Source organism: Flagellimonas nanhaiensis, from assembly GCF_003382275.1.
Classification (GTDB): domain Bacteria; phylum Bacteroidota; class Bacteroidia; order Flavobacteriales; family Flavobacteriaceae; genus Flagellimonas; species Flagellimonas nanhaiensis.
In genome coordinates this window covers 373982-387450 of the sequence record NZ_QTJX01000003.1, presented here as the reverse complement: position 1 = coordinate 387450, position 13469 = coordinate 373982, and the positions used below count along the sequence as shown (strand labels likewise).

12 protein-coding genes are annotated in these 13469 nt (G+C 41.4%); all 12 read right to left on the bottom strand.

Annotated features, from left to right (window positions below):
* Positions 1-24: 24 nt before the first annotated feature.
* Genes ftsA through mraZ form a run of 12 tightly spaced genes read right to left on the bottom strand, consistent with a single transcriptional unit; the run spans position 25 to position 13404 of the window.
* The gene (gene ftsA, locus DX873_RS14640) at positions 25-1350 is read right to left on the bottom strand and encodes a cell division protein FtsA (RefSeq protein ID WP_116185214.1); all 1326 of its coding nucleotides are present in this window, start codon (positions 1348-1350) and stop codon (positions 25-27) included.
* Positions 1351-1353: 3 nt separating this feature from the next.
* Positions 1354-2073, bottom strand: a complete 720-nt coding sequence (locus DX873_RS14635; protein WP_116185213.1) for a cell division protein FtsQ/DivIB — start codon at positions 2071-2073, stop codon at positions 1354-1356.
* A complete protein-coding gene (gene murC / locus DX873_RS14630) occupies positions 2063-3412 on the bottom strand; it encodes a UDP-N-acetylmuramate--L-alanine ligase (protein ID WP_116185212.1) in 1350 nt (449 codons plus the stop codon). The genes DX873_RS14635 and murC overlap by 11 nt, the downstream gene beginning before the upstream one ends.
* Positions 3409-4497 carry an undecaprenyldiphospho-muramoylpentapeptide beta-N-acetylglucosaminyltransferase gene (gene murG, locus DX873_RS14625; protein ID WP_116185211.1) on the bottom strand — a complete coding sequence of 363 codons (1089 nt, stop codon included), beginning with the start codon at positions 4495-4497 and terminating at the stop codon, positions 3409-3411. Before murG ends, murC begins: the two co-directional genes overlap by 4 nt.
* On the bottom strand, positions 4484-5689 hold the full coding sequence (locus DX873_RS14620; protein ID WP_116185210.1) for an FtsW/RodA/SpoVE family cell cycle protein: 1206 nt from the start codon (positions 5687-5689) through the stop codon (positions 4484-4486). The genes murG and DX873_RS14620 overlap by 14 nt, the downstream gene beginning before the upstream one ends.
* Positions 5690-5694: 5 nt before the next feature.
* Positions 5695-7029 carry a UDP-N-acetylmuramoyl-L-alanine--D-glutamate ligase gene (gene murD, locus DX873_RS14615; protein WP_116185209.1) on the bottom strand — a complete coding sequence of 445 codons (1335 nt, stop codon included), beginning with the start codon at positions 7027-7029 and terminating at the stop codon, positions 5695-5697.
* Positions 7030-8250, bottom strand: a complete 1221-nt coding sequence (gene mraY, locus DX873_RS14610) for a phospho-N-acetylmuramoyl-pentapeptide-transferase (protein WP_116185208.1) — start codon at positions 8248-8250, stop codon at positions 7030-7032.
* Between the two features lie 8 nt (positions 8251-8258).
* On the bottom strand, positions 8259-9722 hold the full coding sequence (locus DX873_RS14605; protein ID WP_116185207.1) for a UDP-N-acetylmuramoyl-L-alanyl-D-glutamate--2,6-diaminopimelate ligase: 1464 nt from the start codon (positions 9720-9722) through the stop codon (positions 8259-8261).
* The gene (locus DX873_RS14600) at positions 9719-11728 is read right to left on the bottom strand and encodes a penicillin-binding protein (protein WP_116185206.1); all 2010 of its coding nucleotides are present in this window, start codon (positions 11726-11728) and stop codon (positions 9719-9721) included. Before DX873_RS14600 ends, DX873_RS14605 begins: the two co-directional genes overlap by 4 nt.
* Positions 11728-12045, bottom strand: coding sequence for an FtsL-like putative cell division protein (locus tag DX873_RS14595; RefSeq protein WP_116185205.1), 318 nt, complete (start codon positions 12043-12045; stop codon positions 11728-11730). Before DX873_RS14595 ends, DX873_RS14600 begins: the two co-directional genes overlap by 1 nt.
* 8 nt (positions 12046-12053) lie before the next feature.
* Positions 12054-12956, bottom strand: coding sequence for a 16S rRNA (cytosine(1402)-N(4))-methyltransferase RsmH (gene rsmH, locus DX873_RS14590; protein WP_116185204.1), 903 nt, complete (start codon positions 12954-12956; stop codon positions 12054-12056).
* On the bottom strand, positions 12949-13404 hold the full coding sequence (gene mraZ, locus DX873_RS14585; protein WP_116185203.1) for a division/cell wall cluster transcriptional repressor MraZ: 456 nt from the start codon (positions 13402-13404) through the stop codon (positions 12949-12951). Before mraZ ends, rsmH begins: the two co-directional genes overlap by 8 nt.
* Positions 13405-13469: the final 65 nt, after the last annotated feature.

Below are 13469 nucleotides of genomic sequence, written 5' to 3'. Positions count from 1 at the left end.
TGTGTTTCGTTTAATGGGGTTATATTATTCAGCGTTGTCCAAAAAGTCCTTCAACTTTTCGGACCATTTGTCAAAAATGGATTTTCGTTCTTTATTGGAGATTGTAGTTGACCCTGCCATCTGCTCTTGTCCCACCAACACATTTTCGTCTTCGTGTACAACCTCTTCCTCTATAATCAAGTTTCTCTTTTTGGATTCCACGGCATTCATCAATAGCCCCACTGCAGTGGCATACAAAGGACTTGCAACTTCCTCATCCGAGTCTCCGGCCAAATGTTCATTGGGATATCCTATTCTGGTGTCCATACCGGTAATGTATTCTACCAGTTGTTTCAAGTGTTTCAATTGGCTTCCGCCTCCTGTGAGCACTATTCCCGCAATCAATTTTTTCTTTTGATCTTCATGCCCATAATTTTTGATTTCAACATAGACCTGCTCCACGATTTCAACAACTCTTGCGTGGATAATTTTTGAAAGGTTTTTTAGCGTGATTTCCTTGGGCTCTCTTCCACGTAATCCGGGAATGGAAACAATTTCGTTGTCCTTGTTCTCACCTGGCCATGCCGAACCAAATTTTATTTTTAATAACTCAGCCTGCTTTTCTATAATGGAACATCCTTCTTTGATATCTTCTGTAATGACATTGCCGCCAAAAGGTATTACCGAAGTATGGCGAATAATGCCGTCCTTGAATATGGCCAAATCCGTGGTTCCACCACCTATGTCGATAAGGGCGACACCTGCCTCTTTTTCTTCCTGACTCAAAACGGCTTCTGCGGAAGCTAAAGGCTCAAGAGTGATGTTTCCTAGATCCAATCCTGCGCTTTTGATGCATCTGCCAATATTCTTGATGGATGACACTTGCCCTACCACAACATGAAAATTGGCCTCTAAACGACCACCGTACATTCCTTTGGGTTCTTTGATCTCTGATTGACCATCTACTTTGTACTCCTGCGGCAATACATGAATAATTTCTTCTCCGGGAAGCATGACCAGCTTATAAACCTGGTTGCAAAGCTTATCCAGGTCGTCTTCGTCTATAACCTCTTCCGAGTTTGGCCTGGTAATGTAGTCACTGTGTTGAAGACTTCTGATGTGCTGTCCGGCAATACCCACAACCACGGAACCAATTTTTAAGCCAGAATTGACCTCCGCCTGTTCCACTGCCTGTTGAATGGAGGAAATGGTTTGTGTAATATTGTTGACTACTCCTCGGTGCACACCAAGGCTCTTGGACTTTCCTGTTCCAAGGATCTCAATTTTTCCATATTCGTTTTCCCTACCAATGATTGCTACGATCTTGGTGGTTCCTATATCCAATCCAACTGAATAATTACCTTGTTCCATACTTTATATTTTGGTGCAAACCACTTGATTGTTGAATTCTAAACTCACTATTGCATAATCTTCCAAAGAATTGTCCTTGGCAGCTTTGGCATAAAACGCCATAAAGTTTTTAAACTTCGCGTTCAGGTTATCAATCCCTCCCAAATTCACCACAAAGTTTTCCATTCGAAACCTAAGCTGGTATTTTCCTTCCTCTTCAATGTGTATACCAATGACATTTTTCCTAAGGAAATCATCTTCATTGATATAATCCAGAATAACATAGGCATCCTCAAGGGTCTTGCCCGTTATTTCTCCAGTTATTATGGGGACTCTTGCAGAATGATGTCTGGACAAAGGCATGCGCTGTCCTGTATCATCCAAATAAAATTTAGAGACTCCCTCAACTCTTCCAATGGGTTTACGCTGAACAATCTTAGAGATAAGTTCCCCGTTTACAGTAAAATAGACCTGGGCATTTTTTACCATTTCGTTGGATAGAATAACCTCCTCTATGGTATTCAAAACTAACTGTTCTTTGGGCCTATTTTTTACGGTGCCGTAATTTTGTATTAACAATTTATTAACTGCATCTTCTGTTAAATACAAGTTGTTGTCTCCCAAAAATTTAACCGTAATATCACCTATTTCCCTGTTCTTGCTCCGATGGTCCGCAAAACCATAGAGGCCCACTACTGAAATAGACAAAAGAGCCAGTTTTATATAGTTCCAATTAACTTGCATAGGCCAATTCTTTTTTGATTTTTGGCACTTCCAATCCAATATCTCCTGCGCCCATGGTGACCAAAACTCCTGTTTTACAATTTTTTATTTCTTCAATAAGATTTGATTTTGAAATCAACTTCTTTTTTGGGTTTTCAATTTTATCCAATAACCAGGCAGATGTAACCCCCTCTATGGGCTCCTCCCTTGCCGGATAGATCTCCAACAACAGAACCACATCAAATTGAGACAAGCTAGCTGCAAAATCGTCTACAAAATCTTTGGTCCTTGAAAACAAGTGTGGTTGAAAAACCGCTGTTATTTTTTCATTGGGATGCATCTCCTTGATTGCCTGGTAAACGGCATTTATCTCGGTTGGATGATGGGCATAATCATCCACAAACACAAAGTCCCTTTCTTTAATTTGGTAGGAGAACCTGCGCTGCACCCCTTTAAAAGTCTCCAAAGCCTTGGCCAAGCGGTGTGGTGGGGAGCCTGTTTGCACCGCCATGGCAAAAGCAGCTAATCCATTGAGCAAATTGTGTCTTCCAGGTTTGTTGAAACGAATATGTCTCAATACCTCCGAAGGTGTGACCAGGTCAAATATGTAGGTTCCTTGTTCAATTTCTATATTTTCTATCCGATAATCCGAGCCATCCTCAATGCCAAAAGTTATTCCTTCCACCGGGAGATCTTTCTTCACAAAAAGTTTTCCCCCGGATTTGATTTTTCCAGTGAAGTCGTGGAAAGATTGTTGCAACTCTTCATTGGTCCCATATATATCGAGATGATCCGCATCCATAGAGGTGATGCAGGCAACATTTGGCGAAAGCTGTAAAAACGAGCGATCAAATTCATCAGCTTCCACTACCGAATATTTGGTTCCTTCCAGCACAAAATTGCTGTTGAAATCCTCCGATACCCCACCTAAAAATGCAGTGAATGGCACTTCACTTTCTTTGAGCAAGTGGGCCAGAATACAGGATGTAGTGGTTTTTCCGTGGGTTCCAGCAACCGCAAAACAAAAAGTATCCCGGGTTATGATTCCCAATACTTCCGATCGTTTTTTGACCGGGAAATTGTTATCCTGATAATATTTTAATTCAGAATGAGTGGATGGTACTGCCGGGGTGTAGACAACCAAGGTTCCTTGTTGGGTAAAAACCTTGGGAATTCTGTCCACAGCATCTTCAAAATGCACCGGAATGCCTTTTTCGATGAGTTCATTAGTAATTGGGGAAGGAGTTCGATCATACCCAGCAACCTCTTTGCCGATATATTTAAAATATCGGGCCAAAGCAGACATACCAATTCCACCTATACCAATAAAATAGACGTTATGGATGTCCTTTAGATTCATTTCAATAATTTTTCAATTTCATCAACGATATGTTCCGTAGCCTTTGGCATGGCCAACTTCTTAATATTCTCGCTCAGTTCATTTTGAATCTTGGAAGATTCCATCAATTTGGAAAAACTAGCTTCGAATTCTTGATCTAGCTCGTTTTCCTTCAACATTAGAGCCGCATTCTTTGATACCAATGCCTGTGCGTTCTGAGTCTGATGATCTTCTGCAACATTGGGTGAAGGAATAAAAATCACTGGTTTCCCCACTAGGCAGAGCTCCGATACCGATCCTGCCCCAGCCCTTGAAATAATTACATCCGAAGCGATATAGGCCAAGTCCATTCTATTCACAAAGGCGAGCACTTTTACCGTATCTGAATTGTATTTTTTATAATCTTCATAATAGAGCTTGCCACATTGCCACAATACTTGCAATCCCATGTTCTGGAAAAATTCCAGTTCCTTCTCGATCAATTGGTTGATTCGTCTGGCACCTAGACTTCCGCCCAAAATCAGCACGGTCTGTTTGCCTTTGTCCAATCCAAAAAAATCAAGCGCTTCGGCTTTATCGGATTTCAGGTCAACCAAATCCATCCGAACAGGATTGCCCGTCTTTACAATCTTTTCCTTAGGAAAAAATCGCTCCATGGCATCATAGGCCACACATATCTTCTTGGCCTTCCCTGCCAATAGCTTGTTGGTAATCCCTGCAAAAGAGTTCTGTTCTTGCAGCACGCAGGGAATCCCAGCTCCAGCTGCCATCCTTAAAAGTGGACCGCTGGCAAAGCCTCCCGTTCCGATGGCAACATCAGGTTTAAATTGCTTCACTATTTTGCGTGCTCCTAACAAACTACTGATCAGTTTTAATGGAAACATGAGATTTTTCAATGTCAGTTTCCTTTGTATTCCACTTATCCACAAGCCTTTTATCTTATATCCAGCCTGTGGCACTTTTTCCATTTCCATTTTATCCTTGGCTCCAACAAACAGAAACTCGGCATCTGGGTGCCTCTTTTTCAACTCATTGGCTATTGCAATAGCCGGATAAATATGTCCTCCTGTACCTCCCCCTGAAAGTATAAACCTATATCTGTCCACTTAATACTTCTAAAGGGTTGGTTTCATCTATTTCGTAGGATTCCTCCTCTAAATTTTCTTTTTTGTTGCTGGCGCTCAGAACAATTCCGATTGCCATACAGGTCATCCAAATGGATGTTCCTCCCATACTGATCAAAGGCAACGGCTGACCGGTTACCGGAAACAATTGCACCACTACCGCCATGTTGATGAATGCCTGAAAAACGATGGGCAATCCAACTCCTATGACCAAAAGCTTTGAAAAAACGGTTTTTGCAGAGTTTGCCACCACCACTATCCTAAACAACAGCAATAGATAGAAGAACAACAGCGCTCCACCTCCCAACAGTCCATATTCTTCAATGATAATAGCAAATATGAAATCTGAGGTACTCTGGGAAAGCATGTTCTTGATTACACTTTTTCCGGCACCCTTACCTACTATTCCTCCTTCAGCAATTGCGATTTTGGCCAAGGTCAACTGATGTAAATCATCCTTTTCGGCCTTTTCGGGACTCCAAAAGGTTTCAATCCTTGATTTCCATGTACCTGCACGTTGGGGCAATACTTCCGGTGCTTTAAAAAGCACAAACAGGAACATACTTGCCAATATTGCTCCGGTTGCCACCATGGCAAACAAATACTTCAGTGGATATCCTCCTAAAAAACAAAGCACCAATACCAAAAAGCAAATGATGGCAGCAGTGGAAAAGTTTTCAGGCAAAATCAAGAGCACCACCAAAGCGGTCGGTAACCACAATGGCAAAATGCTTTCTTTAAAAGTTATCTTGATGTCCTTTATTTTAGTCAAATACCTCGCAATCCATATCATCAACACTACTGAAGCGAGAGTAGAGGTTTGAAAATTGACCCCCACAAAAGGAATCTTGATCCACCTATTGGCAGTTACGCCTCCAATTTCGGTCTCCACGGTTAGTGTATAGGCCAAAAGAATGAGAACAATGGGCATGGCAATAATGGAAAGTCCCTTGAAATAATGTGTAGGTATCCTGTGTACAGCGTAGATTATTCCAAACCCAAGAAAAAGAAGCACTGCATGTTTGATCAGGTGCCCAATTGTGGTACCATCGTCATTTACATATACCAAATTGGTACTTGCACTGTATACTGGCAAAAATGAGAAAAGGGCCAATAGGGCAACCACGCCCCAAATAGCCTTGTCTCCTTTCAAATTTTTAAATACTGCCAGCATGCTGCCTATAATTTTTTAATAGCCTCTTTAAATTGATTTCCCCTATCCTCATAATTTTCAAAAAGATCAAAACTGGCACATGCAGGTGAGAGCAGGACAGAATCTCCTCTTTCTGATATTTTATAAGCCACTTTAATGGCTTCATCCATGGAATAGGTCTCCACCATAAGGTCAATCACATTACCAAAAGCCTCCTTTAACTTGTAATTATCCATTCCTAAGCAGATGATAGCCTTCACCTTTTCCCTTACCAAGGGCATCAACTCTGAATAATCATTGCCTTTATCTACTCCTCCGGCTATCCAAACAATTGGCCTTTTTATTCCTTCAAGCGCATAAAATGTTGCATTTACATTGGTGGCTTTAGAATCGTTGATGTATTCCACATGGTTGATCTTCAGAACTTTTTCCAATCTGTGGGGCACCCCTTGGAATGTCTGGATACTCTTGCGTATGGTTTCCTTTCTTACATTCACCAACAATGCCGCCAAACCGGCTGCCATGGTATTCTTTACATTGTGCTGACCTTCTAGTGTCAAAATATCAGTGCTCATTTCCAAGGTTTTATGTTCTACTTTTAGTTTAATTGTTCCATTTTCCAACCAAGCTCCTTGTTCCTGTTTCTCCTTTAAGGAGAAAGGGAGTAATTTGGATTGAACTGGGTGTTTTTTTAGCCATTCTCGAATCACTTCGTCATCTACGTCATAAATCAAGTAGTCACTTTCATCCTGATTCATGGCTATGCGAAACTTTGAAGCGATATAATTTTCAAACTTGTAATTATATCGGTCCAAATGATCGGGGGTAATGTTTGTTATAACGGCCACTTTTGGCTTGAATTCCGTTATACCATCCAATTGAAAACTGCTGATTTCCAATACATATTCATCATAATCGTTTTCAGCAACCATTTTGGCATAGCTATCACCAATGTTCCCGGCCATGCCTACATGTAATCCCCCATCTTTTAAAAGATGATAGGTCAACATGGTGGTAGTGGTCTTTCCGTTGCTTCCCGTAATTCCAACAATGGTGGCATTGGTATATTTGGAAGCAAATTCAATCTCAGAAATTACCGAAATTCCCTTGCTGACCAGTTGCTGTACCAAAGGAACCTTGTCCGGAATTCCAGGGCTTTTCATGACTACATTGGCATTCAAAATTTTGGCTTCGGTATGCTTCCCCGACTCCCATTCAATCTCAAAATGTTCAAGAACTTTTTTGTATTCTTCTTTTATTTCTCCTTTGTCCGAGACAAAGACTTCAAATCCTTTTTGTTTTCCCAAAATGGCAGTACCCACGCCACTTTCTCCCCCTCCAAGTACCACCAATCGGTCCATCTATCGAATTTTTAGGGTGACAATACTGATGATTGCCAGTAAAATTCCAATAATCCAGAACCGGGTAACTATTTTACTCTCGTGATAGAGTTTCTTTTGGTAATGATGGTGTAAAGGCGCCATCAAGAACAATCTCCTTCCTTCTCCATACTTCTTTTTAGTACGTTTGAAATAGCTCACCTGCAACATGACCGAAAGGGTTTCGGCAAAGAAGATTCCGCATAGGATCGGAATCAACAATTCTTTACGAACAATAATGGCAATTACCGCTATAACCCCGCCAATGGTCAAACTTCCCGTATCTCCCATAAATACTTGAGCAGGGTAGGCATTGTACCAAAGAAATCCGACCAAAGCACCTACAAAAGCGGCTATAAAAACCACCAACTCCCCCACTCTGGGCAGATAAAAAATGTCCAGATAATCGGAAAACTCAATATTCCCCGAAACCCAGGCAAAAATTCCCAGCGTTAGTACGATGATTGCGGAAGAACCCGCGGCCAGGCCATCTATACCATCGGTAAGGTTGGCACCGTTGGACACCGCTGTAATGATAAAAATCACAACAGGAATAAAAATTAACCATGCATAGTCGGTCATTCCTTCACCAGCCCAAGAAATCCAATCGGCATAATCAAGCTCATTATCCTTCATGAAGGGCACATTGGTTTTCACCGCCTTCATTTCCTGGCCAAAAACTTCTACCACCTGAAAATCCTCAGTAATCCGAGTGGTATCTTTTTCTTTTATCGTTACTTCTGGATGAAAATAGAGGACAACTCCCACTATCAATCCCAAGACCACCTGGCCCATGACCTTGAACCTTCCCTTTAGTCCTTTTTTATCTTTTTTAAAGATTTTGATGTAGTCATCCACAAACCCAATTATTCCCATCCAAATAGTGGTAATGATCAGGAGTACTACATAAATATTTTTGATATCGGCGAACAGTATCACAGGTAACAAAGTGGACATAATAATGATCAATCCACCCATAGTTGGCGTCCCTGCCTTCTGTTGTTGCCCTTCCAAGCCTAGGTCTCGGATACTTTCTCCAATCTGTTTTTTCTGAAGGAAAAGTATAATCCGCTTACCATAGACCATGGCTATCAAAAGGGATAGCAACACGGACATAGCTGCACGGAATGTAAGGAACTGAAATAATCCCGCTCCAGGCAGTTGGTATTGTTTTTCTAAATATTCAAACAAGTAATACAACATAGTTTAACCTATTTGTTTAAGCTCGCCAATGCTTCTTTAACTTCTTTAAAATCATCAAAGTCAACACGCTTACCATTGGTTTCCTGATAAGTTTCATGGCCTTTTCCCGCCACAAGAATGATATCATTTGCCAAGGCCAGTTTACAAGCGGTCTTGATAGCTTGTTTTCTATTTTCTATAGAAAGTACTTTTCTAACATTTTGAGGTTCTACACCAGCTTCCATCTCCTCAATAATTGTTGTAGGGGACTCTGTTCTTGGGTTATCTGATGTAAAGATGGCCTGATTGCTCATCTCTGAAGCGATATGACCCATAACCGGACGCTTAGACTTGTCACGATCACCACCACACCCCACTACGGTGATGACGTTTTCATTTCCAGTCCTCAATGCATTGATGGTAATCAATACATTTTTTAGCGCATCCGGTGTATGGGCATAATCAACAATAGCTGTAATCTTCTCTTTCGAAATAAAATATTGAAATCTTCCATCAACGGTTTCCAACTCACTGATCAACCTGAGAATCTCCATTTTTTCCAATCCCAGAATATCCGCGGTGGCATAAATCGCCAGTATATTGTAGGCATTGAAGTCTCCGATAAGCTTGGACCATAGTTCATTGTCCTCCACTTTCAACAACTGTCCGTTAAATTGTTTCTCCAAAATCTGGGCCCTAAAATCTGCATATGATTTTAGTGCGTAGCTGTATTTTTTAGCCTTGGTATTCTGAAGCATGACCTTACCATTCTTATCATCTATGTTCACCAAGGCGAAAGCGGATTTAGGAAGGTCATCAAAAAGTTTCTTTTTGGTATCCCGATATTCTGCAAAGGTTTTATGGTAGTCCAAATGATCATGGGACAAATTGGTAAAGATGGCTCCAGCAAATTGCAACCCCTCTGATCTCTTTTGATGGATTCCGTGCGAGCTCACCTCCATAAAACAGAATTCTACCCCATTGGAGTTCATATTGGCCAAGTGCTGATTGATGGTCAATACATCCGGAGTTGTATGTGTTGCCTTGTATTCCTTTTCATCTACCAATACCTTAATCGTGGACAACAGCCCCACTTTGTACCCTGCATTTTTAAACAGCTGATAAAGCAATGTGGTGACTGTGGTCTTACCATTTGTTCCTGTGACCCCAATAAGTTTGAGGTTTTTCGAAGGGTTGTCGAAAAAATTGGCGGCTATAATGGCCAACGCCGTGTTACTGTCAGATACTCTTAGATAAGTGACCCCATTAACCAATAATTCTGGAAATTCCTCGCAGACCACTGCTTTTGCACCAGCATCCACAGCTTTTTGAATGTATTGATGGCCATCGGTAATAGTTCCCCGTACGGCCACAAAAACATCGTCCATTTCCACTTTTCTGGAATCAAAATGGATTTGGTTGACCATAATATTGGTGTCTCCGCTCACTGCAGATAGTCCAACCCCGAATAATATGTCTTTCAACAACTTCATGAAAGTTCCAGCACTATTTTCTTTACTTGTTTTATATCGGTTCCTTGTTCAATGGACTGATTCTTCACTTTTCCATTGCCTCGCACTTCCACCGTTATCCCCAAATTTTCCAACAACGAAACGGCATCCATTCCGCTCATTCCCTTTAGATTGGGTATTGTATTGTACTTCTTCTGGGCATGTGCGTAGTACTTTTCATAGTTTTCGAGCAGTGGCGTATCATCAAAACCCTTTTCTTCTACTTCATCCACCAAAGGTGAAATGGCATGAATTTTTTGCGCCATGGATTTAAATACCGGTCCTGACACATCGGCTCCATAATACCCTACACTTTTATCTGGCTCATGGATAATTACAATACAGGAATATTTGGGGTTGTCAGCTGGAAAGTATCCTGCAAAAGAAGAAATGTATGCCAGCTTGTCTGGGTCTTTGGCAACATAGTTTTTCTGACAGGTCCCTGTTTTACCGGCCATGGAAAAGTTTTCGGAATACATGGCATGACCTGTTCCATAATCCTTTTCCACCACATCCTTCATCAATTGTTGTACTTTCTTGACCGTTTCACCGGAGCATATGGAAGGGTTTACCACTTCTTTGTCAAACTTGGTAATTATCTTGCTTCCTTCCCTAACTTCTTTTATCAACCTTGGCTTAACAAATTCTCCATCGTTGGCTATGGCATTGTAGAAAGCCAGTGTCTGCATTGGCGTCATGGAAACTTCATATCCATGAGACATCCACCCAAGTGAAATTCCTGACCAACCTTTATCCCCTGGATACCTGATTACTGGTTTTCCCTCACCAATAATGGGGAGGTCTAATTTTTTATGGAGACCCATGTTCATTAATCGATTCACGTACTTTTCCGGATTCTCCTTATAGTTTTCATGAATGATTTTGGCAAAGGCCGTATTTGATGACACTGCGAAGGCTTCGGATACCGAGACCTTTCCATAACCACCCCATTTGGAATCTTTGACCACTCTATCATAAATTCGGTACCTTCCTTTTTCTGTATCAATCACCGAGCTGGTATCGATGACTTTATCTTCCAAAGCGGCAACCAAGGACATCAACTTAAAAGTTGAACCCGGTTCGTGGGATTCCCCTACCGCATAGTTGAGTTTTTCATAGTATTTTCCTTCGGATGTCCTACCCAAATTGGAAATGGCCTTAATCTCTCCGGTTTTGGTTTCCATCACCACAACGCATCCATGATCGGCCTTATACTTCTCCAGTTGGGCCAACAGCTCATGATGTGCTATGTCCTGAATGTTGATATCTATTGTGGATACAACATCCAATCCATCTTGTGGCTCAACTATATTGTCCAATCCAACTGGCTTCCATTGCCCTTTGGCTATTTTTTGCTTTAGACGCTTTCCTTCTTTACCTCTTAGATATGGCTCACCGAAGGCACCGTCCAACCCAACTCGGGTATAATATCCGTTTTCATCAACTTTTTCGTAGCCTATGCTTCGCGCAGCCATTTTACCCAGCGGATACTCCCGCACCACCCTATGTGTCTCAATGAATCCTCCTTTATAAGGTCCCAATGAGAAAAGAGGGAACTGCTTTATGCGCACATAATCTAAGTAGTCCACATTACGTGCTACCAGTTTATATCGATTACCATTGGCTCTGGCTTTTCTGAACAATTGCCTGTAATAAGATGACGGTTTATTAAATAAAGTGCCCAGGGAATCCGAGAGTGCAGCAACATGTCCCTGGAAATTTTCTTCGGAAACGGTCTTGGCATCGAACCGAATCTCATATTTTGGCACCGAAGCCGCCAGTAAACTACCATCATCTGAATAGAGGTTTCCACGATTGGGCTCTATGGTAAACATCTTCTCGGTCTTGTTCAGGGCAAGTTCCTTATAATCCTCCCCTTTGATCATTTGAATATCTACCAACTTGACCACCACCACAACGGCAAAAACAAAAAGACCCCCTGCTACCAGATACAGCCTATTCATGATATTTTTCTCGGAGATAGCCACTACTTAACGGATTTTACTTTGATTTTCTTAGGTGGATTCTCGGAGGGTTTCAACCCACGGGAAGCAACAGATTGCCTCAAAGTGGATTCCAATTTCAATTGCTGAACAACAGATCTACCTTCTACAAACTCGCTTCTGAGTTTTCTTACCTCTTCGTTCAAAGCGGCAATCTCAAGCACTTTTTTGTCCGCATTGTGGCTACTGGAAATCATCAAAGCTGCCAAGAAGGAGGCAAACAAGAGAAACATCCAGTTTTTGGGCGCGTCTCCACTGACCAAAAACTTTCCTTTTAATATGTCCAGTAATCCTTTTTTCACTTTGTTTTTTATATGCGTTCCGCAATGCGGAGTTTGGCACTCCGTGCCCTATTGTTCCTAGTAATTTCCTCGGATGACGGCACTATCAATCCTCCCACCTTTTTTAAGGGAACATTTATGTTCCCGTAAAAATCCTTTTCTGGTTCTCCTTCAAATTTGCCAGACCTTATGAATCGTTTGACCAATCTATCCTCTAGGGAGTGATAACTGATCAAACTCAATCTTCCCCCTTCATGGAGCAAATCAGGAACTTGCAGTAAAAACTCTTTCAGCACTTCAATTTCCTGATTGACCTCAATCCTAATGGCTTGATAGACCTGCGCCAAAATCTTGTTCTCTTTCATCTTTGGCAGAAATTCACCCAAAACTTTCTTTAGCTGGTCCGTAGTCTTAATGGGTTTCCTTTCTCTTGCACCTAATATTGCTTTGGCCATTGCCCTTGCATTGCGCAATTCGCCATATTGATATAGGACCGAAGCCAAATCTTCTTGAGAATATGAATTCACCACATCAAAAGCAGATAACTGGCTATTTCTGTCCATTCGCATATCCAATTCTGCATCAAAACGAATGGAAAAACCCCTTTCTGCTTCATCAAATTGATGGGAAGAAACCCCAAAATCGGCTAATATTCCGTCAACTTTCCGAATGCCATAGAACTTTAAATACTGCTTGAGATACCTGAAGTTTTGATTGATCAGTTGAAATCTTTCGTCATCAATTGCATTTGCCAAAGCGTCCTCGTCCTGATCAAAGGCAAACAACTTGCCTGCATTGCCCAATCTTTTCAATATCTCCCTGGAGTGTCCTCCGCCACCAAAGGTGACATCCACATAAACCCCATCTTCTTTTATATTCAATCCATCTACTGATTCCTGCAACAGCACTGGATCGTGATATCGACTAGTCATCGTCTGCAAAAATCTCTTCGGCTAAATCCGCATAGTCCTTTTCACTATCGGAGAGCACCTTCTCGTACATGTCCTTATTCCAGATTTCTATTTTATCAAAAACTGCATTGAGCACGACTTCTTTTTCGATCTTTGCGTAATCCACTAAATTTTTAGGAATTTGAAATCTTCCAGTATCACCATCAATCACCACCTCTTTCATGCCGGCAACAAAGTTTCTCACAAAAGCATCGTACTTTCTGTTGATCTTACTTTTCTTAAGCACCTTTTGCATTAGAACATCAAACTCATGCTTGGGATAGAGCTCCAAACACTGCTGAAAAACGGATCGCTTGATCACAAACCCATCGTTCAAAACAGGCAACAACTGATTCTTAAGAGATATGGGTAGAATTACCCTCCCTTTTGCATCAGCTTTACAATCATGTTGTCCGATGATATGGGTCACTAGAAATCAATTGGTTACTTAATACAACTCAAATATATAGATTTTATTTCCACATTTCTCCACAT